Source organism: Streptomyces sp. bgisy159 (assembly GCF_057707805.1).
Window position 1 is genome coordinate 19,677 of record NZ_JBYIQX010000055.1, and the last position, 20,946, is coordinate 40,622.

Here is a 20,946-nt window from a genome sequence, read left to right on the forward strand (position 1 = left end):
CCGGCGCCGTCCCGCACGCTTCCTGTGTTCTTGTCGCGCCGACGGAGCCTGCCGCGCGGCGGGCGCCGGCGTGTCCGGCGAATGAGATCTTGACCGGCGTCGACCGCGGGGGTGGCGCTCGGCGGACGGCGAGCCTGCGCCCGGTCCGGCCGGCCCTCGAGGCGCGTCGCCGTGCCTGAGGAGGTCCTTGCCGAGCGGGGCGTTCGTGCCGCGGAGGGCGAAAGGGGTGTCCGGCCTGGGGTGGGATGCGGAGGATCAGTTGTCGGACAGGGTCATGTGCAACTGGTAGCGGTCGGCGCGGAACCATGAGCGCGCGTGCTCGACGGGCTGCTTGCCGCTGAAGGCGATGCGGTCGAACGTCATGACGGCAGTGCCCCTGGGGATGCCCAGCAGTGCCGCCGTCTCCGTCGAGGCGGGCCCTGCCCCGACGGTCTGCTCAGCTCGGTCGACGGGCATTGCGAAGCGGGAGGCGAGAGTGTCGTAGACCGACGCCGTGAAGTCGACCGAGTCCAGATCGGGCAGGAGCTGTGCGTCGTACCAGGCGTCCTCGACCGAGATGGGCGTTCCGTCGGCCAGCCGCAGGCGGCGAACGTGCCAGGCTTGCCGCTCCTCGGTCATCCCCAGGGCTTCGGCGGCGGCCGATGTGGGGGGCTCCTGGCTGACGGAGAGGACCACGGTGCCCGGTTCCAGGCCGAGTCGGCGCATGTCCTCGTGGAAGGAGGCCAGGCCCAGCTCCGAGCGGTGGGTGCGTTCGGCTACGAAGGTGCCGCGCCCGTGCACCCGTACGGCCAGGCCTTCCGCCACGAGCTGGCTCAGGGCCTCCCGCACCGTCACCCGGCTGACCCCGTGGTCGACGCACAACTGCCGCTCGCTGGGCAGTGCATCGCCGGGCGAGAGCTGGTTGGTGCACATGTCGACGAGGATCGCCCGCAGTTGTGCGTGTTTGGTCAGCATGCCCTTGCCGGCGATCTGCTGTGCAGTCACTGCGACCCCACTCTCGATTCCCGGGAGGCGCCGTCGCGCCCCTAGCTGGTTACTACCAGTATGCAGCATGCGGGGACTCGCTGTTCCGTAGCGGCGCCGCCCGGGGTTCGCGAGCGATGGATCGGGTGCCGGCGTCCGGGGGGAGTTCCGCCGCTCCGGACCATTGACAGGTCCTGACTCCAGGGTCATCCTGTGGGGCAACGCAACTGGTTACTACCAGACAATACCAGTGGGTTCGGCTTGCTCGGCCACTTCGCGCTGCGTTCCCGCCGGCTCTCCCGCGCCCCGCCATCCGCTCACTCCTCGAGGTTCGTCATGAGCACCGACACGTCCACATCCGCAGGCCGCCGCCCGGGCCTGGCCGGCCTGCAGAAACTCGGCCGCAGCCTGATGCTGCCGATCGCCACGCTCCCCGCCGCGGGCCTGCTGCTCCGGCTGGGGCAGGACGATGTCCTGGGCAGGTTCTCCGCCCTGCAGGACACCGCCCACGTGATCTCCGCCGCCGGCGGAGCCCTCTTCACGCACCTGCCGCTGATCTTCGCCGTGGGCATCGCGATCGGCTTCGCCAAGAAGGCGGACGGCTCCACAGCACTGGCCGCGGTGGTCGGCTACCTCGTCCTCGACGGCGTCTTCGCGGCGATGTCCCCGGTCGTCCTGAAGGGGAAGCAGGACCTCGCGGGCGAGCAGGCCGTCGTCAACTTCGGCGTCCTCGGTGGCATCGTCATCGGTCTGCTCGCGGCGATGCTCTGGCAACGCTTCTACCGCACCGCGCTCCCGCCCTATCTCGGCTTCTTCAGCGGCCGTCGACTCGTTCCCATCCTGACCGCCGTCACCGCCCTGGTGGTCGGGGTCCTGATGAGCCTGATCTACCCCCTGTTCAACAGTGGCCTCACCTGGGTCGGCGAGGCCGTCGACGCGAACAGCGTCGTCGGCGGCGGCATCTACGGAACGGCGAACAAACTGCTCATCCCGCTCGGCCTGCACCACATCCTCAACTCCGTCGTGTGGTTCATCATCGGCGACTACCAGGGCGCCCACGGCGACCTCAACCGGTTCTTCGCCGGCGACCCCGAGGCAGGCATCTTCATGACCGGATTCTTCCCGATCATGATGTTCGCCCTTCCCGCCGCCGCCCTGGCCATCTGGCGCGAGGCCCGCCCCGAACACCGCAAGGCCGTCGGCGGAATCATGCTCTCAGCGGGACTTACCAGCTTCCTCACCGGCATCACCGAGCCGATCGAGTTCGCCTTCCTCTTCGTCGCATGGCCCCTGTACCTGGTCCACGCCGTGCTGACGGGAACGTCCCTCGCCCTCGTCAACGCCCTCGGCATCCACCACGGGTTCACCTTCTCCTCGGGACTCATCGACTACGTCCTCAACTGGGGCAAGGCCACCCACCCACTGTTGCTGATCCCCATCGGCCTGGCCTACGCCGTCGTCTACTACGTGCTGTTCCGCTTCGTCATCCGCCGCTGGAACCTGCGCACCCCCGGGCGCGAGGACGACAACCAGGACACCCCGGAAACCGACCGAGACCGCCGGCCCCAGCCCGCGGCCTGACCGGAAACGCACACCCCGTCCCCTTCGAAAGGAACCCGTCCATGGCGCAGCGCGTCGTCTCCATCGGCTTCCGCAGCGGCCTGCACGCGCGGCCCGCCGCGACCTTCGTCCAGGCCGCCGCGCAGGCACCTCTGCCGGTCACGATCGCCGTCGAAGGCAAACGCCCGGTGGCCGCCGGCAGCATGCTGGGCGTCCTGTCGCTCGCCGTCGGCCACGGCGACCAGGTCATCCTGACCGCGCAGGGCGAACACGCCGAGGCCGTTCTCGACGAACTGGCCGACCTGCTGGGCAAGGAGTCCGACGCGTGAGCCCTGGCTTCGCCACGATGACCGGCTGCGGCGTCGGCCCCGCATCGGCATCCGTACCCGTGGTCCGTGTGACGCCGCCGGCCGTCCTGCCCCCCGAGGAAGAGCCGCGAGCCGCCGCCGGCCGCTCCCTGGCGATGGGGGAGTCCGGCACCGTCGAGCCGTACCCCTCGGCCCACCGTCGGCGGGCACGCGTCAGGGCCCCCCGCCTCACCGGCACACGGATGCGGATCACGGCGCCGACGGCCTCCCTCGCCGAGGAAGCCGCCCAGCCACCCGACCTCGTCCGCGGCATCGGCGTGCAGAGCGCAGAGCTCTCGACCGAAGCGACTTATGCCGCCCTCCACACCACCCCGCCCCCCGTCGGGGAGAGGAGCGACGCACCCGGCAAGGCCGCCTACGACCGGGAGGTAGTGTGAGATGGAGGTGGTGATCCGCCCCGACACCGATGCGGTCGGCCGCACGGCCGCCGGCATCCTCCAGCAGTCGCTGGCCGACGGTGTGACCACTCTCGGACTGGCCACCGGCTCCTCGCTCCTTCAGGTCTACCGCGACCTGGCCCGCCGCCACCGCCGCGAGAACCTCACCTTCAGCGGCGTCGACGCCTTCCTGCTCGACGAGTACGTCGGGCTCCCGGCCGCGCATCCGCACACACCGGCACAGGTGGTACGGCGCGAGCTGGCCGATCATGTCGACCTCGACCCGGCCCGGCTCCACTTCCCCGCCGGCACGGCGACCGACCCCACCGCGGAAGCGCGTCGCTTCGAGCGGCACCTGAACGAGACCGGGCCGGTGGGCCTGCAGTTGCTGGACATCGGAGTGAACGGCCGCATCGGCTTCAACGAGCCGGGCTCCTCGCTGGCCTCCCGCACCCGGCTCAAGACTCTCACCGACGCCACCCGCCGGGAGAACGTACGTTTCTTCGGAGGTATCGACGACGTCCCCCGCCACGTCATCACCCAAGGGCTCGCCACGATCGGTGAGGCGGCCCACCTGGTGCTGATCGCCACCGGCCCGCACAAGGCCCGCGCGGTGGCGGCCGCCGTGGAAGGCCCGGTGACGGCGGCCTGCCCCGCCTCGGTCCTCCAACTGCACCCCCACGTCACCGTCGTGGTGGACGAACTCGCCGCATCACGACTGGAACACGCGGCGTACCACCGCTGCGTCGCACGTCACAAACCCGTCGGCCAAAGGTACTGAGGACGCCTCCCGCCCACGGGAATCGCCGTCGGCCTCGGCGGTACCACGGCCAATGCAGCGCGCCGCGACCGGTGCAGCGCGCCGCGACGGCCACGGCATCGCCGAGGAAACCCTGCGCTCGGAACGCCCTCCCCGAACGCACAGGATGCGGTCGTCGCCACAGTCGTGCGGCGACGGCACTCACCGAGTCCTGCGCGTGCGGGCCGTCGGTCCCTGCGTACCCGGACCGGACCTCGGCCGGACTCCGGTCCGTTCGGCCTGCCCGCGCGATCACCGACGCATCGCCCGGGCGGGGCGACATGACAGCGACCGGACCGCGCCCGGCCGTATGTCCGCCGAAGCCCGTCACAACGACCGGCGCGCCGGCTCGCACCAGCCGCGGGATCTCCCGGCTGGGCGCCGACGCCGGGTTTTCCGGCGCGGCCGATCACCCCGAGACAGCCATGGGCACCCCGCCTCGGCAGCCCGGATGGACTGAGCCTTGTGGGGCGCCCCAGGCCCGTGCACAGCCAGCCGGGTCTCCGCGGCGTGGCAGCGGCCGGCTCCGCCTCGCTGCCGCATCACCGACCAGACGGACGGAAGGACCAGGTGGCCATGTGGCCCCGACGACATCAACGACCACCTCGCCGACTGCGCCCGGCATTGGACGACAGCCTGCTCGCCCGCACCTTGACACACCTCGAGGCCCAGATCGCCGCCCAGGGCAACAATCTGGCCGAGGCGAACGAACGCGGCGCCCTGACCTACCCCATCGAACAGGCTCTGCGCGACCCCGGCCGCGACTGGGACCGGCGCATGCACCGCCTGCTCGTGCTCAGCGCCGTTCCCGAGGCCACCGTGCTCGCCCGCCAGTGGCGAGAACGGGACCGCACCAACGCCGACGCCCTGCTCCTTCAGGTGTTCGCCGACATCCACCGCTCCCGCGCCATGGGGGCGGCCCTCGACATCGAAGGCACCGTGAGCCTGTGTCGGCGCGCTGCGGAACTCGCGCCCGAGGACCCCGCCCCCTGGATCGCCCTGCTCAGCTGCCAGCGGCTGCAGCGAGCCCCCGTGAGGGCTGTGCAGCCGGTGTGGGAGGCCATCCGGGCCCGTGACCGGTGGAATCGGGAAGCGCACCGGCAGATGCTGCGCTACGTCTCTCCGGAGGAATGCGGCTCCAATGCCCTGACCTTGCAGTTCCTCGACTCCTTCGCTTCCGTCGCGCCTTCGGGGAGCCCCGTGTCGGCCTTCGCCCTCACCTCCTCCCTCGACCGGTACCGCCGGGTCCTGGCGGCAGGCGGAATTCCGGCGCTGACCGCGCACCGGCACTGGATCCGACGGGAGGAGCTCGCGCTCGTCGACCAGGCCGTCGAGACCTGGCCACAGCCTGGCTTTCTCACCCACGCGGCCGCACTCGCCGACCTCAACCTTCTCGCCTACGTCCTGATGCGGGCCACGCGTCCGCGCGAGGCATGGCCGGTCTTCGAGGCGATCTCCGCGGTCGCCACCGGGTGGCCCTGGGAGCTCGACGGCGACGCCCTGGAGCAATTCCAGAAGGAGCATCGTCGAGCCTTCCGGGCGGCGAACCGACGCACCGACCGCTGATTCCCGAGCACACGGCTCAAAAGATGCAGGCCGGACCCTCTTGACAAGCCACAGCCCGCTCCGCAAGCTGGTCATATCTGGTTATTACCAGTAAGCCCGGCGTATTGCTCGCCGCATCCGCGAAAGACGCGAGGCTGCCATGACTACTGAGGCACTCACCGAACCGCCAGGGCCGTTTCAGGTGCTCGAAACGGGGCTTGGCAGCCGCGAAGCGGTGGACGGTCATCTCGATCTCAGGGGCATGGGGTCCGAAGACGTGAGCCGGGTACGCCACCTCGCGCAAGCCTTCCTCGCGCGCTTGCACGTGCCGTCCTCGATGTGCGAGGACGCCCTGCTCGTCATCTCCGAGCTGGTCACCAATGCTGTCACGCATGCCCGCCCGCCGGCGGTTCTCCGGATCCGCTGTGCTCCCTGCATGCTCCGGATCGAAGTGACGGACGGCGGTCCGCGGCTCCGGCAGTCGCCGCGGACCGATCCGATGGAGGAACACGGCCGCGGTATGTACATCGTTGCCGCCCTCGCGAGCCGCCATGGCACCTCGGCGCACGAGAACGGCGCCACTCGATGGGCGGAACTGAGTCCTCACGCCGCCTCGTCAGGTCCCTGAGGAGTGGTTCAAGCGTCGCCGCGCGGCCGGGCACCAGTTCCGGCAGACGTATGCGTCACCGGTGAAGATCGCTGGGAGCAGGTCAGGTGGGCGAACCCGTGGCGGACCCGGGCTCCGCGGCCCTGCTCAGTGTGTCGGCCGGGGCCCTGGACTTGGGCGGGATGTCGGGCGGATGGCGGGACGCACTGCGGTGAGCTGATCTGCAAGTTCTCCGCCATGGCCGGGAAATGACGTCAGATCCCGGTCCGCCGGCTCAACAGCAGGCGCTGGGAGCCGCCGGACGCGCGGACGTCTGGGCGGGACAGCCCGGTGTGCGCCGGCAGAGTGGGGGCTCGGCTGCGCCATCGAGCGGTGGGAGGGGCCGACGGGCTCGCTCCAGCCACTCCCGGTAGGCCGGGGCAGCGTGGGCCACCGACCAGTAGGACTCCTCCAGTTCGGGGTACACGTCGTCCAGTTCGGCCTCCGAACGGGCCGCGAGGACAAGGCGTACGCCGATCGGGTCACCCTCCAGAGGACGGATCGCGAGGTCGGGACGGGGATGCGCGGTGGGCTGGACCACCGTGACCACCTCGCCGCTGGCAGCCAGCGAGTACGCGGTGAGGTAGTCGCCGTGCAGCATCTCCGACTCCAGGCCGGCCGCTCGCAGCGCCCGGCCCAGGGCATCCCACTCCCCGTCGACCGTCGAATCGACCATCCAGCGGTCGTCGGCCAGGTCGGTGAGCAGAACCTGCCGCCGGGCCGCCGCCGGGTGGTCCGCCGCGAGCAGGACGAACTGCGGTTCGCGCTCGACGAGAACGCGCAGGCTGATCCCCGGAGGAACGCGCAGCGGACTGCCCTCGACCTCGTGCACGAAGGCCACGTCGAGCAGCCCCGCGGCAACCATGCCGAGCAGGATGTTGGCAGAGACGTTCATCTGCAGGGTGGTTTCGATCCGCGGCGCCCGCGCCCGCAGCAGACGCAGCCAGCCGGGAATGGCACGGCTGGCGGTGGCGCCGATGCGCAACTGGCACCCCGCGGCGGCGCGAGCCGCTGCCGCCCTGGCCTCGGTGACGATCGCCGTGAACTCCCCCACCAGAGGCCTGGCGCGGCTCAGTACGGCGAGTCCCAGTGGGGTGGGCAGACAGCCGGTCCGGGCGCGCATGAAGAGCTGAGCACCCAGCGCATGCTCGATGCGTTGCAACTGCGTGCTCAACGAGGGCTGCGCAACACCGAGTTGCCGTGCCGCCTTGTGCAGGCTGCCGGTGTCGGCGATGACACAGAGAATGCGCAGGTGCCTCACCTCCAGCTCCATGAAAGGAGCGTAGGGCGAGACGGAACGGCACACCAGATGTGCAAGTTTCAGCGAATGCGGAGGAGTCGGTCGAGTCGAACCACTGGGCCGAACTCACCGTCCGAGCGGCTCACCGATAGCACGGCGCTATCTCCAACTGGCATTATCCACAGACCCGTTGGGCTGACGGAAACTCAGAGGCGACCGATCGTTCAACCCCACAGGACGACAAGGAGCCCCCCACATGGCTTCGTTCCTCATGCCCGACAGGCCGAAGAGGTCGAGGAGACTTCTGACGCTCGCCATCGCCCTCGGTCTGGGCCTGGCCTCCGGCGCGCTCGGCACCACCTCCCCGGCGAGTGCCCGGACCACCGCCGAGGCCCCGGACCACAGCTCCGTCGCCGGCTACGTCGGCTCGGCCGCCGACACCGGCGACAAGGCGTTCCTGGACGCCGTTCTGAAATCGGTGGCGAAGCGGCAGGCCTACCGGCCCTCCCTGAAAGTGGTGACCGTCTACTACAACGCCTCACGGGCACCGAGCTTCCGCTCCCAGATATCGAGCGCCGCCTCCATCTGGAACAGCTCCGTGTCGAACGTCAAGCTCCAGGCGACTTCCGGCAGTGCGGACTTCGCCTACTACGAGGGCAACGACCCACGCGGATCGTACGCGTCGACCAACGGCCACGGCCGCGGCTACATCTTCCTGGACTACGCACAGAACCGGCGGTACGACTCGACCCGTGTCACCGCTCACGAGACCGGTCACGTGCTGGGCCTCCCCGACCACTACAGCGGCCCGTGCAGCGAACTGATGTCGGGCGGCGGCCCCGGCCCGTCCTGCACCAACCCGTACCCGAACTCCACCGAGCGCGCACGGGTCAACCAGCTCTGGGTGAACGGCCTCGCCAAGGCCATCGCGCAACTGAACAAGACCGGCTGACGCCGGCGAACGAGGCGGACCGGCCCCCGGCATCCGGTCCACCGCCCTCCGGTACGGACCGCGGCGTCGACCGCGGTCCGTACCGCTGCTGTGTATCCCTGACCGACCACGCCGTGGGCAGCTCTGCCCGGCGCCTGACGACAACCACGATCGCCGCGCCGCGCCGGCTCCACGCGGAGGGCCCACCTCGCGGACCAGCCCGGTTCGTCCAGCGGGTGAACTCCGTCCGGAGGCCGGCCTCGTGGTGCGGTCACGGGCAGTTCTCACGCCTCCGATGGCCGGCCTGCCCCGTGGTGGTCACGCCGACGACGAAACAGTGCGCGGTATTCCCCTGGCCGTCGGCCGGTGTGCCTGACGAAGACGACACTGAACGCCCCGGGGTCGCGGTACCCGACGTCGGCAGCGATGGCTGCGACGGTTCTGGCGGTGGTCTCCAGCAGGTGCCGGGCACGACGCACCCGGGCCGTCTGCAGATACGCGAGTGGCGTCTGGCCGGCTTCGTCGCCGAAGCGGCGGAGCATGGTCCTCGTGCTCACATGGAACTCCTGGGCCAGGACGGACAGGTCATAGCGCGTACTGAGGTTCTGGTCGAGCCATCTCTTCACGCTCAGCGAGAAGTCCTTGCCCACCGTGGGCATCAGCCCCGAGTCGACGTAGGGAGTCTGAGTGGAACGTGCGTCGTCGACCAGCGCGACGCGCGCGGTACGGCGGGCGACGCCGGGGCCGTCGTGCTCGCGGATGAGCTGCAGCGCGAAGTCGTACATGGCGCTGAAGGCGGCCGTGGTCGTCACCCCCGCGTCGGTCACCACCAGACTCTCCGGGCGCAGCCGTACGTCGGCATATCGGCGGGCGAACCGATCCGCGAACAACCAGGACGTGGTCGCCTCGCGTCCGCCGAGCAGTCCTGCTTCAGCGACCAGGAACGCCCCCACGCAGATCGACACGACAGCGGTCCCCGAGGCTGCCTGGGCTCGGATGGACTCCACTTCCGGTCTCAGGTTCGCGAGCGTCGCGTCGAGATCGAGTGCGGGCGAAAGCTCGAAGCCTGGCACGATCAGGACGTCCACCGGGCGAATCGCCGAAACGCCGATGGCCGAGCCGCCGGACGCGACCACACGACGCCGGGGCGAGATGACCGACGTCTCGTAGCTCGGCTGCACCGCTCCCTGCGCCGCGGCGACGTGAGTGGCTATCGCCACGAGGTCGGGGACGCCGAATACCTCCGAGGCGAAACAGCCCGGGTAGGCCAGCACGCCGATGCGCAGCGGATTCATGGGACCCTTCCCTGTCGTGGACGGGTGGCGGCATCGCCCGGAACCATGGCGATGCCGCCACTTCTCAGGAGGGCAGTCACTCACCAACATCTCGGTCATGACAAGGACACGAGGACAGAACGATCCCTTGGACGACTTCGTGCGGAGAGTCGTCGGCGTCGAGGGCGCCGACAAGACGGTCTACGTCGCCGGGTCGGGGCCGGCCGTCATTCTCATGCCCGAGATGCCGGGTATCAGCCCCGACGTCGCGCGGTTCGCGCGTTGGGTGCGCGACGCCGGACTCACCGTGTACATGCCCTCACTCTTCGGTGTCGACGGTGCCTATCCGCTCGCCGAGGCCTACGAGACCGTCGTTCGACGCGCGTGTGTCAGCGCCGAGTTCCGCGCCTTCGCCGGGGGAGGCACCAGCCCCGTCGTCACATGGCTGCGCGGCCTCGCCCGCCTGGCACACGCCGAACGCGGCGGGCCCGGCGTCGGCGCGGTCGGCCTGTGTTTCAGCGGCAACTTCGCCCTGACCATGGCGCTCGAACCCGCTGTCGTAGCGCCGGTGGTCAATCACCCGTCGCTCCCGCTCGACGACCCCTGCGGCCTGGAGATCAGCGACGAGGACGCTGCCGCCGTGGCCGAGCGCGTGGCGCGGGACGGACTGAAGGTTCTCGCCTACCGCTTCGACAACGACAGGTGGTGCACTGGTCAGCGGTTCGCCGCGTACAGAGCACTGCTCGGAAGCGCGTTCGACGGCCGGGTGCTCGAAGGCGAGTGCGCGCAGACGAACCCTCCGCCCTTCTTCCGAGACGTCGTCGGCTGCGCCCACAGCGTCGTCACGGCCCATCTCGTCGACCAGGACGGTCACCCCACCGTGCAGGCCCGGAACGAGATCATCGCCTTCCTGACCGAGCGGCTCGGGGCGCGACCGGACTGAGCCCCGCCATTCTCGGCTCCCTCGGTGACGAGAGGAGGGAGACACGCCCCCGGCCCCCCGTCGCCACCCGTGCTCGACGAGACGAAAGGAAGCGAGCCGTCATGGTCGCTTCGTCCCGTGTCCCCTCTTCGCTCCGGCGGGAGTAACGGGGACATCCACCTCGTGCAGAAGGCTCTGATCGCCCGGGACCACCGCATCCTGGACCACCCGGGCAGGCGTGCTCGCCGGTGTCGTGAGTCGCCGGCGCCTCGCTGGGCCGGCCTCCTGCGTCTCCGCGGCCGGATTCTTGCCGTCTTGATCGCTTCAGTGACAGAGCTGTGACACAGAGGAGCACAACTGACCGCCGAGACGTTCGGTCCAACAGGGCGTGACGACGGCACACGGCCTGCCGTCACCGAGCGCGGCGACACCGCGCGAACTCACGCACTGGGGGAAATGTTGAACACGCTTGCACGCAAGGTTCGTTCGTCGGCCGCGGTCGCGGGGACGGCCCTGCTGCTGGCCGCCGCGGGCCTCAGCCTCGCGCCGACCGCTTCCGCGGAGGAATCGCAGGGGCCGGTCCTCACGGTCGCCACCGCCGCACCCGCGGAGGTCGGACTGGCCGGCCTGCCGGTCGACTTCACCACCAAGGTCTCCAACACCGGCGCACACGACACCTCTTCCGCGCGGCTGATCTACCGGATCGACGGCGGAGCCGGCCTGCCGCCGAACGCCGTGAGCCTGCAGTACCGGCTCAGTGGCGACACGTGGAAGACGGTGCCGCTGACGTACGCCGACCAGCAGTTCTCCGGCGAGCTGCCCGAGACCTTTCCGCTCGCCGCGGGCCAGTCCCGCACCGTGCAGCTGCGCATCGGGGTACCCATGGGCACCCCCACGACGGCGACAGCAACGGCGGTACCCAGCAGCTCAAGCTGACCACGCTCGTCTCCTACGGCGCCGCCGGAGCCGCCACCGGCACCGACGACGACACCATCGAGGTCGACGGCCTCAGCACCAGGCTGTCCGGTGTTCCCGCCACCGTGACCGCCGGCGGCCCCGCCGTCAGCTTCCGGGCCACGGTGACCAACCCCACCCCTTCCAGGTATGAGAACGTCACGGAAACGCTGATCACCAACAGGTACGCCTCCGTTCAGGTGCTGCGCTCCGGGACCTGGAAGACCCTCACGCCGGTCACCTCGAACGCCGAGGGCGACGTGTACGGGTTCAACCTGATCGGCAAGGACGCCTCCCTCGACGCGCACAGCCACACGGTCGTCGAGGTCCGGGTGACCTACCGCAAGGACACGCCCATCGGGAAGACCACGTTGCAGCCGTGTGCGTTCGTCAACCAGGGGCCGATACCGTTCACCGGCACGACCTTCTGCGGACAGCAAGCGACCTTGGCGGTGCTCGCGGCCGGTTCCGCCGGTTCCCCCGACGGCACCCCGACTCCGACCGTGACCGTCTCCCCGACCCCGACCGCCTCCGCCACCCTGATCCCCTCCGCCTCGCCGTCCGCCTCGACCGAGGTCCCGTCCGCGACCTCGGGCACGTCCGGGGCGAGCTCGCAACTGGCGAAGACCGGAAGCGGCGGAACGCCCGCGATCGCCGCGGCGGCCGGCGCCTTCCTCCTGGCCGGAGCCGGGGCAGTGGGCATCGTGTTCCTGCGCCGCCGCACGCGGGCCTGACACCGCACGTAGCGGGGGCACCTCCTGTCCGGCCAGGTCGGGAGGTGCCGCGTGCTGGTGAGCCGGTCACCGAGCGAGTGACGGACGCGGCTCCTGTCCTGTGCGGCTTCGTCGGGCAGGGCGGGACGGCATGCCCGACCGTGTCCCGCGTCGCCGAGCTGACGGTCGTGCGTGGGGTGGTGAGGGGTGAGCGGGGAGTGCGACAGAGCAGCGCGTCCTGCCCCGGCCCACCCCTGCCCTGTCTGGTGCTACAGTGTGGCCCGATCGATCTCGATCGCAGGATTGTTACTCTCCGAGGACGCCACCGTCGTCGCATCGCGACGCACACGGCGGAGTACCGCTTGAGGAGAGGCAAGGCCTGGGTGGCGCCGTGTGCGCGACCCGGGCCTTTTTTGTTGCCCGAATCCGAGCGGGAGAGATCGCGGACCTACGCAGGGACGGCAGGAACAAGGGATGCAGGGACGCATCATGAACACACCCGCACCGGGGACCGACGGGCTGGCGGAGGAGATCCTCCGTGGCGTCGGTGGAGCAGAGAACATCGAGAGCCTCACGCACTGCGCGACGCGGCTGCGCTTCCAGCTCCATGACGGCAGCAAGGTCGACCAAGCCGCGCTCGACGCCCTCGACGGCGTCATGGGCACGGTGCCGCAGTCCGGAGACCGCTTCCAGATCGTGATCGGCGGCGCCGTCGCGAACGTCCACTCCAAGATCATCAACTTGCCGTCGATGAGCCGCTCCGGCGCGGCGCGCCCGAAGTCCGACGCGGAGGTCAAGGCCGCGGTCCGCGCCAAGGGCAGAGGCCGCTTCGCCTGGCTCGACAACTTCTTCGAGTACCTCTCCGACTCGTTCCGCCCGCTGCTCGGCGTGCTGCTGGGCGCCTCGCTGATCATCGCGATCGCCTCGGTCCTGGACGCCCTGGGCGTGGTCGACTTCCGCGCCGAGGACAAGTCGGCCACCTGGGTGTTCGTCGACGCGATGTGGCGTTCGGTGCTGTACTTCCTGCCGGTCATGGTCGCCTACAACGCGGCCAAGAAGCTGCAGATCGACCCATGGGTGGGCGCCACGGTGATGGCCGCGGTGATGACCCCGAACTTCACGGGGATGCTCAACCCCGATTCCGGCATCCCGGGCGTCACCTGCTCCACCAACTCCACCCTGGGCACCCAGCAGTGCGTGGCGGACGTCTTCGGCCTGCCGCTCCAGCTCAACGACTACGGCGGCCAGGTGTTCGTACCGCTGCTGATGGTCGCCCTGCTCGCCCTGGTCTACAAGGGTCTGCAGCGCGTGTTCCCGGAGAACCTGCAGCTGGTCTTCGTGCCGTTCTTCAGCATGCTGATCATGATCCCGGTGACCGCCTTCCTCATCGGCCCCCTGGGAGTCTGGGCCGGCAACGGCATCGGTGAGGGCCTGGCCTGGCTGAACGACAACGCCCCGATCGTCTTCGCGATCTTCATCCCGCTGCTGTACCCGTTCCTGGTGCCGCTGGGCCTGCACTGGCCGCTGAACGCGCTCATGCTGCAGAACATCAACACCATCGGCTACGACTTCATCCAGGGCCCGATGGGCGCCTGGAACTTCGCGTGCTTCGGCGCGACCGCGGGCGTGCTGCTGCTCTCGATCCGCCACCGCGAGCCGATCATGCGCCAGACCGCCACCGGCGCCCTGGCCGCGGGCCTGCTCGGCGGCATCTCCGAGCCCTCGCTGTACGGCATCCACCTGCGCTTCAAGCGGATTTACCCGCGCATGCTCGTCGGCTGCCTCGTGGGCGGTGTGATCGTGGGCGTCCTGGGCGGCGTGGACACCGAGGCGTTCGCCTTCACCTCCGTGCTGACCATCCCGGTCTTCTCCCCGGTGGGCGTCTACCTCATCGCGATCACGGCGGCCTTCGTCACCGCGATGGTGCTCGTCTACCTCTCCGACTACCGCACTCCCGAGGAGCGCGCCCAGGCCAACGCCGAGCGCGACGCCGCCGAGGCCGCCGCCCATGGTGAGGCCACCGACACCACCGCCCGCGGTGAGGCCACCGGCGCAGACACTCACGGTGAGACCGCCACTCACGGTGAGACCGCAGCGGTCGGCGACCGCGAACTGGTCACCGTCGGCGCCGCCTCCACGGAAGCCCGCGCCGACGCCACGGGCCCCGCCACCCCCGCCGCTTCCGGCGGCGCACCCACCGCTGCCGCTGCCGGCACTCCCACCACTGCCGCGAACAGCACCGCGCTCGGTGCGCCGGTCGCCGGCCGCGTGGTCGGCCTCGACGAGGTCGAGGACCCGGTCTTCTCCTCCCGTGCGCTCGGCGAGGGCGTGGGTATCGAGCCGGCCGACGGCCGTGTCGTCGCCCCCGTCGACGGCGAGCTGATCACTGTCACGGAGACCGGCCACGCCTTCGGCATCCGCACCGCGGACGGCGTCGAGATCCTCATCCACATCGGGATCGACACGGTACAGATGCAGGGCGAGGGCTTCGACGTGCACGTCACGGCCGGCCGGCAGGTCAGCGCCGGTGACCTCCTGGCCGAGGTCGACCTCGACGCCGTACGCGCCGCCAACCACCCGACCGTCACGCTCATGACCGTCCTGAACACCGCGGACCTCGCCGCGGTGGAGCCCCGCACCGGGCAGGACGTCACCACCGGTGACCTGGTGGTGACCGTACGGCGGTGACGTCCCGCCGCCGGTCCGGCGCGCCCATGCCCCTTACCATGATGGGCGCGCCGGACCGGGAGTCGGCAGGACGGGGAACGAACAGGAGGGTGGGACGGCGGTGAAGGTGCTGCGGGTCCTCAACAACAATGTGGTCCTCGCCCGCGATGAGAAGGGCCAGGAGGTTATCCTCACCGGACGCGGCATCGGCTTCAGCTCCAGCCAGGGCAAGCGTGTCGATGCCGCCCTGGTCAAACGGGTCTTCGTCCCGGCCGACGGCCGTGACCCCGACCACTTGGCCGAGGCTCTCGCCCTCATCAGCGAGGAGGTGCTCCACGCCGTCGTGACCGCTCTCGGCGAGGTCGGCATCGAAGAGCGCGAGTCCACCCGCCCCACCCTCGCCATCGCCGTCGCCGACCACGTCGCCGGCGCGCTGGAGCGGGCCGCGCGGGGCATCGCCATCGAGTATCCGCTGCGCGCCGAGGTCCAGACCCTGTACGCCACCGAGTACGTCCAGGCGCAGCGCCTGCTGAGCGCCCTCAACAAGCGCCTGACCCCGAAACTGGACGCGTCCGAGGCGACGGCGCTCGCGCTGCACCTGGTCAACGCGGGCTTCGTCTCCGGTGATCTGTCCTTCACGTACACGATGACCGGGGTCATCCAGCAGATGCTCGCCGTGGTGCGGGAACGCTACGGCCTGGGTGTCTCCGAGGCCTCCATGAGCGCGGCCCGGTTCATCACCCACGTGCGCTACCTCTTCGTACGGATCCAGCAGCAGCGCCAGCTCAAGGGCCAGGAGTCCACGATCGGCAAGGGCATCCGCCAGCACTACCCGGACGCGACCCGCACCGCGCAGCAGCTGGCGACGATCGTCGAACTGCGTCTGGGACAGCAGCTGAGCGAGGACGAGATCTCCTACCTCGCACTCCATGTGGCCCGCATGACCATGGATGTCAACGGCACCGCCACCTAGCACTGGACAGCACCGTGAGAGGCGACATCGACGGGCCGGTGCCTCTCCCGCTCCCGCGGCCGTCTTCCCCCGCAGCCTGCCTGACGGCGCCCGGTCGACGGCACGACCGCCCAGGGACCATTCGCTTGAGGTAAGTGCTGAGCCTGCTTGCTTGCGTAGGACCGATACCGGGTGCCTGCGTACCTACTGCGGAGTACGTCGCATCTGCGTAATTGTGATCCTCAAGTTCGGCTCAGATGTGATGACGCCTGTCGTCTCACCTCCCTACTGTCCTCCGCAGCCGAGGAGGACGGAGTCGCGGCGATGACCGGAGTACGGCTGGCCAGGCAGTCGGGGATCGCCATGCCAGGCATGGTCGGGAATGAGTGCCGTGCAGTCCCGAGCCACGTGACCGCGGGCGACGTCCGAGGTCACACGACCCGCGACGAACCAGGTGGCTCGCGCGGCGACCGCACCGGCTGCCTCGTGTCGAGATTCTCGCATCACTGAGCCTCGTCCTGCTCGGGGCGCCGTACGCGACCCGCACCGCGGCATCACACGGATCACACGAAGGATGTTCACCATGAGACCCCACAGAGTTCCTGCCGCGGCGGCGGTCGTGCTGTCCCTCTCCGTGACCGCGACGGCCTGTGGCAGTGAAAGCGCTCAGGGCACCGGGTCGGGGTCCCACGCCGGTGAGACGATCAGAATCGGCATCAAGTTCGACCAGCCGGGTCTGGGCCTGCAGGAGCCTGACGGCAAGTTCTCGGGCTTCGACGTCGACGTGGCGACCTATGTGGCCAAGGAGCTCGGCTACGACCCCAGCCGGATCGAGTTCGTCGAGACCAAGAGCGCGGACCGCGAGAACGCGCTCTCCAGCGGCGACGTGAAGTTCGTCGCCGCCACGTATTCGATCACCGAGGAGCGCAGGCGGAAGGTCGACTTCGCCGGACCGTACCTGCTGGCTCACCAGGACCTGCTGGTCAAGTCCAGCTCCGGCATCGAGGACGGCAGTGATCTCAACGGCGGGAAGCTGTGCTCGGTGGCCGGCTCCACCTCAGCGAAGAACGTCAAGAAGGAGATCGCACCGGAGGCCGAGCTGAGTGAGTACAGCTCCTACTCGGAGTGCCTCGCAGGTCTGCAGAGCGGCGCGGTCGACGCGGTGACCACGGACGACTCGATCCTGGCCGGGTTCGCCGCGCAGAAGCAGTACGAGGACCAGTTCGTGCTGCTTGGTCTGAAGCTGAGCAACGAGAACTACGGCATCGGTGTGAAGAAGGGCGACACCGCCACTGTGGAGAAGATAAACGAGGCCCTCGAGAAGATGGTCAGCGACGGTTCCTGGGGCACGGCCGTGAAGAGGAACCTCGGCCTGACCTACCAGTACGAGCCCGCACCGAGAATAGGTGTCGTGAAGAACTGACCTGGGCCTCCCTGCGATGGTCGGGGGACACGGTTCGTTGATCACGCGGCGAGCGTGAGTTCAGTCGTTGGGCTGCGCAGGCCGGGGTGGCATGGGGCATGTGCTGTTGCTGATAGCCGCCTCGGCGGACTGTCGTTGGACAGCCTGATCCCCGGCCCCGACAGTCACCACTGGTGGTGGGGGATGCGCAGCCCAGGACTGTGTCCTGCACGGTGAGGCGGACCAGCCGCCTGTAGCAGCACAGAGCTGCGTCGAGGCCGAGAAGGGCCAGCCAGTTGCGGGCATGGCGTTCGTGGCGGGGGTTGAGTCGGGGGTAGCCGGACAGCCACGAGATCGTCCGCTCGGGCACCCACCCGCGGCGGCCCAATCGTTCGCTGGGCTCGATGCCCTCGCGGGCGATACGGGGGCCCGGCCCGGCCCGGCGGGCGCCGCCGGGCCGCGCCGATGTGCTTGTCGGTGTTGACCTTCGAGTCGGTTGAAGGTCGATGATGACGCGGTGCCGAATGATGAGCTGATGCCGATCGGGGCCTTCGCCCGACTCAGCGGGCTGACCTCCAGCGCATTGCGGTTCTATGCCGACTCCGGGCTGCTGCCACCTGCCGAAGTCGACCCGGTCTCGGGCTACCGCTACTACAGCGCCGACCAGGTGGCGCGGGCGAACACGCTGCGTCGGCTCCGCGAGCTCGCCATGCCACTGGTTGCCGTCGAGGCTGCACTTGGTTCCGGGGCCGACGAGGTATCCCGGCTGCTCGACGAGCATGTCGCGAAGGTTGTCGAGGATGCGGCAGTCGTGCTGCGGAAGGCTGCTGTCATCAAGTCCACGCTCGGCGATGCGCCAGGTCTTCCCATTGCGGCGGTGAAGGGGCCCGTGCTGGCGGATGCAGCCGAGCAGGTCCTGACCGCGACCGCACATGAGCCCGGGATGCCTGCACTCGCCGGTCTGCGCATCGAGGCGAACAGTGAGGCGGTCACCCTGACCGCGACGGACCGATACCGGCTCTCCACTCGGACCCTGGTGCCGGCTGAACCACCGGGGCAGACGTGGGCCGGCACGGTCAACGGCGACGAACTGCGCGCTGCGGTCGCCAGGATGCGCCGCAGTCCGCTGGTGCGACTGGAAGCGGTCTCGCACGGGATCTGGTTCCGCGTGGCCGACCGGGAGGACCGGCACTGCCGGTTGCTGCCCGAGGAGTTCCCCGACTATCGGCTGATGCTCGCGTCACTGGGCGAGGTCACCACCCGCGCAACGGTCCCGAAGGAACTGCTCCTGCGAGCCCTGGAAGAACACCCCGGCGAGCGCATCGCGCTGCACATCGCCGACCACGGAGTGAACGTCGTGTCAGCGGACGACGAACACCCCGGCATCTCGGTACCGGCCACCGCTACGGGCCAGGCCCTCCAGATCTGGTTCGAGCTGACCACGCTCTATCCCGCCGTGAGCACCGCGATCGGCCCCGACGTACTGCTCGACCTGCGAGGACACGACCAGCCGGTCACGATTCGCTCCGCCGACCGCGGGGATCTCACCACCCTCGCCATGCCCATCAAGCCCGACCACCCCGCCTGAGAAAGACGATGAGGGAACAGCTCATGACCACCGCACCCGCCGGCCCCGACCCGACCATGCAAGCCATCGGCCAGGCCATCGCCGAGGGACGAGCCGGTGACACCACCTCCGCCCGCCAGAAGCTGCTGAGCCTATGGTCCGTGATCGGTGCCACCGGCGACCCGCTGCACCGCTGCTCGCTCGCCCACTGGCTGGCAGATCTCTACGATGATCCAGCTCAGGCTCTCGCCTGGGACGTCCGGGCTCTGGACGCGGCCGACGCCGTGACCGACCAGCGCGTACAGGAGCACCACGCCGGCCTCCACATCGCCGGCTTCTACCCCTCCCTGCACCTCAACCTCGCTGACAACTACCGCCGACTCGGCTCCTTCGAAGCCGCCACCGAACACATCAACGCAGCCAGGACGCATGCCCCCAGCCTTCCCCAGGATCCCTACGGTGACCTTCTCCGCGGCGCCATTCAAGAGGTCGCCGAAGCCATCGCCCTGCGGGACCGGTCACGGCGAGCCTCTGCACCTGGTTCCACTGCGTGACGCACAGGAACGCACCCCTCACCATGGAGGGACGACATCACCCCGGACGCGACGCCGGGCCGACCGGAGATGGACCCCGTCGCCCTCGCCGAGTTCGCCCTGATGCTCGAGGAGAGGCTCGGAGTAAAGAAACCAGCGTCTCCAGCAGCGCGGACCGGACGCGGTATCACCTCTCGCCTTCCCCATGGTCAGCCCGAACCTGGCCGCCGGTGAGGTCTCCATCGACCTCAAGGCCCGCGGCGTCTGCCTCACACCGGCCACCGCCTGCGCTTCTGGAGTCACCGAGATCGCCCTCGCCCACGACCTGCTCGCAGCCGGCCTGTGCGACATCGTGGGGGCCGACGGGGTGGAGGTTCACGTCCCGCGCATGAAGGCCGTCCTCTCGACGCACCTGATCGGGTTCACCGCCCTGTTCCTCCACCAGGGCACCGCCCACCTCATCAAGTCCATCCGCGTGTCCTTCCGTGTACAGACTCTCTGACCTGGCGTTCCTGCGGTGACTTCCCTTCTCGGACCCGTGCAGACCGCTCCGTGCGCCCGCGGGGGATGGACCCTCCAGCGGCCTGTTTCGGGGATGGTCCCCTGCGGGCCAACGGTCATGGCGGCGGCGTAAGCGACGGTCACCGGTCTTCTCCCGGTCCCGCTCGAGCCGGCTTGCTTTCGGGTTGGCCGGTGCTGCCGAGCCGGGCGGCTGCTGCCGGTGAGGGGCCGGTACGGCCGGAGGAGCCGCACCGGCCGGACAACATCAGGGTTTCCGGATGCGGAGGTCGACGGGATTGGCCGGCTCCGTCGGCCGGCCACCGGAATGCGGGGGCGGCGGCGGTGTCAACGGCCGGTCCATGAGTGTGCGACGTCCACCACCACGCGGTCGGTGAGTACCAGCACCCGGAAGGGCAGCCGGGCGCGTACGCCCAGCCCGATCTGAGTATCTCCTTCGAAGCTTCCGCCGAAGCGGGCGTCGCGGAAGGTCCGGTAGCCGGTGAGGTCCACTCCGGGCAGGGGGAGACCGGGCCGCGCCGGGTAGGTGGGGGCGCCGGTGTCGGGGTGGTATGAGGGTGCCATGGCCCGCACCTCGATGACGGCTGCGCCGGCGACAGGGATGACACGGCCCGAGCCGTCCTGATGGAGTTGACTGACGTACCTCACGCGGTAGCCGGTGCCGGCGCCCGCGCCGGGAACGTCGATGACCATCCGGTCGAAGCAGGCGTGGCGGCCGGTCCTGACGTTCTTCACCGATGCCGTTGTACTCGCGCTGCGAATTTTTTCGAAGCTGCCCCAGCCGGTCGGGCAAGCGGATTGCGCGACGGCGGAGGGGGCGGGGGTGGCCTGGGCGGGAACGGCGGGGACCGTCAACGCGGCGCTCATCAGCACCAACGTCACCCAACGTGTTCGGTTCATTTTCATTTCGTCCCCCGACAGTGCGAAGGGTTGTGTTATTGGCTGAGACAGAGGCCTTGCCGGAATGGTTGCACTAATACTGCAGCCGCAGTTGCTGTGACGGTCGGTCTGGCC

Annotated in this window: 19 protein-coding genes and 2 pseudogenes; 16 read left to right on the forward strand and 5 right to left on the reverse strand. The window is 69.6% G+C overall.

Annotation, left to right across the window (positions count from 1 at the left end; translation table 11 throughout):
• Positions 1–255 precede the first annotated feature (255 nt).
• Positions 256–984, reverse strand: coding sequence for a GntR family transcriptional regulator (locus AC3ET3_RS32500; RefSeq protein WP_432139638.1), 729 nt, complete (start codon positions 982–984; stop codon positions 256–258).
• A 315-nt stretch (positions 985–1,299) separates the two neighbouring features.
• Between AC3ET3_RS32500 and AC3ET3_RS32505 the strand changes: the two genes are divergently transcribed.
• From AC3ET3_RS32505 to AC3ET3_RS32530, 6 genes are all read left to right on the forward strand, one after another.
• Positions 1,300–2,544, forward strand: coding sequence for a PTS transporter subunit EIIC (locus AC3ET3_RS32505; protein ID WP_435613415.1), 1,245 nt, complete (start codon positions 1,300–1,302; stop codon positions 2,542–2,544).
• 41 nt (positions 2,545–2,585) lie between these two features.
• Positions 2,586–2,852, forward strand: coding sequence for an HPr family phosphocarrier protein (locus tag AC3ET3_RS32510; protein ID WP_435613416.1), 267 nt, complete (start codon positions 2,586–2,588; stop codon positions 2,850–2,852).
• Positions 2,849–3,268: a hypothetical protein gene (locus tag AC3ET3_RS32515; protein ID WP_432139641.1), complete on the forward strand. Its 420-nt coding sequence runs from the start codon at positions 2,849–2,851 to the stop codon at positions 3,266–3,268. The genes AC3ET3_RS32510 and AC3ET3_RS32515 overlap by 4 nt, the downstream gene beginning before the upstream one ends.
• Before the next feature lies 1 nt (position 3,269).
• On the forward strand, positions 3,270–4,049 hold the full coding sequence (locus AC3ET3_RS32520) for a glucosamine-6-phosphate deaminase (protein ID WP_432139642.1): 780 nt from the start codon (positions 3,270–3,272) through the stop codon (positions 4,047–4,049).
• Between the two features lie 669 nt (positions 4,050–4,718).
• Positions 4,719–5,633, forward strand: coding sequence for a tetratricopeptide repeat protein (locus AC3ET3_RS32525; protein WP_432139643.1), 915 nt, complete (start codon positions 4,719–4,721; stop codon positions 5,631–5,633).
• 139 nt (positions 5,634–5,772) lie between these two features.
• Entirely contained in the window at positions 5,773–6,240 is a 468-nt protein-coding gene (locus AC3ET3_RS32530; RefSeq protein WP_432139644.1) for an ATP-binding protein, read from the forward strand.
• Positions 6,241–6,493: 253 nt separating this feature from the next.
• On the opposite strand, the gene AC3ET3_RS32535 is transcribed toward AC3ET3_RS32530, so the two are convergent.
• Positions 6,494–7,531, reverse strand: coding sequence for a LysR family transcriptional regulator (locus AC3ET3_RS32535; RefSeq protein ID WP_432139645.1), 1,038 nt, complete (start codon positions 7,529–7,531; stop codon positions 6,494–6,496).
• Between the two features lie 223 nt (positions 7,532–7,754).
• Here AC3ET3_RS32535 and snpA point away from each other — a divergent pair, with 223 nt between their 5' ends.
• Positions 7,755–8,450 carry a snapalysin gene (snpA, locus tag AC3ET3_RS32540; RefSeq protein ID WP_435613417.1) on the forward strand — a complete coding sequence of 232 codons (696 nt, stop codon included), beginning with the start codon at positions 7,755–7,757 and terminating at the stop codon, positions 8,448–8,450.
• A gap of 263 nt (positions 8,451–8,713) precedes the next feature.
• Here the strand turns inward: snpA and AC3ET3_RS32545 are convergent, their stop codons facing one another.
• Positions 8,714–9,724 carry a GlxA family transcriptional regulator gene (locus tag AC3ET3_RS32545; protein WP_435613418.1) on the reverse strand — a complete coding sequence of 337 codons (1,011 nt, stop codon included), beginning with the start codon at positions 9,722–9,724 and terminating at the stop codon, positions 8,714–8,716.
• 97 nt (positions 9,725–9,821) lie between these two features.
• Here AC3ET3_RS32545 and AC3ET3_RS32550 point away from each other — a divergent pair, with 97 nt between their 5' ends.
• The 6 genes from AC3ET3_RS32550 to AC3ET3_RS32575 all read left to right on the forward strand — a co-directional run bounded on the left by AC3ET3_RS32550 (position 9,822) and on the right by AC3ET3_RS32575 (position 17,334).
• Positions 9,822–10,646, forward strand: a complete 825-nt coding sequence (locus AC3ET3_RS32550; RefSeq protein WP_435613419.1) for a dienelactone hydrolase family protein — start codon at positions 9,822–9,824, stop codon at positions 10,644–10,646.
• 435 nt (positions 10,647–11,081) lie between these two features.
• Positions 11,082–11,561: a hypothetical protein gene (locus tag AC3ET3_RS32555; RefSeq protein WP_435613420.1), complete on the forward strand. Its 480-nt coding sequence runs from the start codon at positions 11,082–11,084 to the stop codon at positions 11,559–11,561.
• A gap of 104 nt (positions 11,562–11,665) precedes the next feature.
• Positions 11,666–12,313, forward strand: coding sequence for a hypothetical protein (locus AC3ET3_RS32560; RefSeq protein WP_435613421.1), 648 nt, complete (start codon positions 11,666–11,668; stop codon positions 12,311–12,313).
• A 468-nt stretch (positions 12,314–12,781) separates the two neighbouring features.
• Positions 12,782–14,980, forward strand: a complete 2,199-nt coding sequence (locus AC3ET3_RS32565) for a glucose PTS transporter subunit IIA (RefSeq protein WP_432139650.1) — start codon at positions 12,782–12,784, stop codon at positions 14,978–14,980.
• Positions 14,981–15,080: 100 nt separating this feature from the next.
• The gene (locus tag AC3ET3_RS32570; RefSeq protein ID WP_432139651.1) at positions 15,081–15,932 is read left to right on the forward strand and encodes a PRD domain-containing protein; all 852 of its coding nucleotides are present in this window, start codon (positions 15,081–15,083) and stop codon (positions 15,930–15,932) included.
• Positions 15,933–16,494: 562 nt separating this feature from the next.
• Entirely contained in the window at positions 16,495–17,334 is an 840-nt protein-coding gene (locus AC3ET3_RS32575) for a glutamate ABC transporter substrate-binding protein (RefSeq protein WP_432139652.1), read from the forward strand.
• Positions 17,335–17,545: 211 nt separating this feature from the next.
• Here AC3ET3_RS32575 and AC3ET3_RS32580 read toward each other — a convergent pair.
• Positions 17,546–17,743: pseudogene (locus AC3ET3_RS32580) on the reverse strand (IS5/IS1182 family transposase); the annotation flags it as partial.
• An 87-nt stretch (positions 17,744–17,830) separates the two neighbouring features.
• Between AC3ET3_RS32580 and AC3ET3_RS32585 the strand changes: the two are divergent.
• The 3 genes and pseudogenes from AC3ET3_RS32585 to AC3ET3_RS32595 form a co-directional block, all read left to right on the forward strand.
• Positions 17,831–18,901, forward strand: coding sequence for a DNA polymerase III subunit beta family protein (locus AC3ET3_RS32585; protein ID WP_432139655.1), 1,071 nt, complete (start codon positions 17,831–17,833; stop codon positions 18,899–18,901).
• 23 nt (positions 18,902–18,924) lie between these two features.
• Positions 18,925–19,434 carry a hypothetical protein gene (locus AC3ET3_RS32590; protein ID WP_435613422.1) on the forward strand — a complete coding sequence of 170 codons (510 nt, stop codon included), beginning with the start codon at positions 18,925–18,927 and terminating at the stop codon, positions 19,432–19,434.
• 151 nt (positions 19,435–19,585) lie between these two features.
• Positions 19,586–19,915, forward strand: a pseudogene (locus tag AC3ET3_RS32595) (beta-ketoacyl synthase N-terminal-like domain-containing protein); the annotation flags it as partial.
• A gap of 344 nt (positions 19,916–20,259) precedes the next feature.
• Here the strand turns inward: AC3ET3_RS32595 and AC3ET3_RS32600 are convergent.
• Positions 20,260–20,838, reverse strand: a complete 579-nt coding sequence (locus tag AC3ET3_RS32600; protein ID WP_432139654.1) for an AMIN-like domain-containing (lipo)protein — start codon at positions 20,836–20,838, stop codon at positions 20,260–20,262.
• Positions 20,839–20,946: the final 108 nt, after the last annotated feature.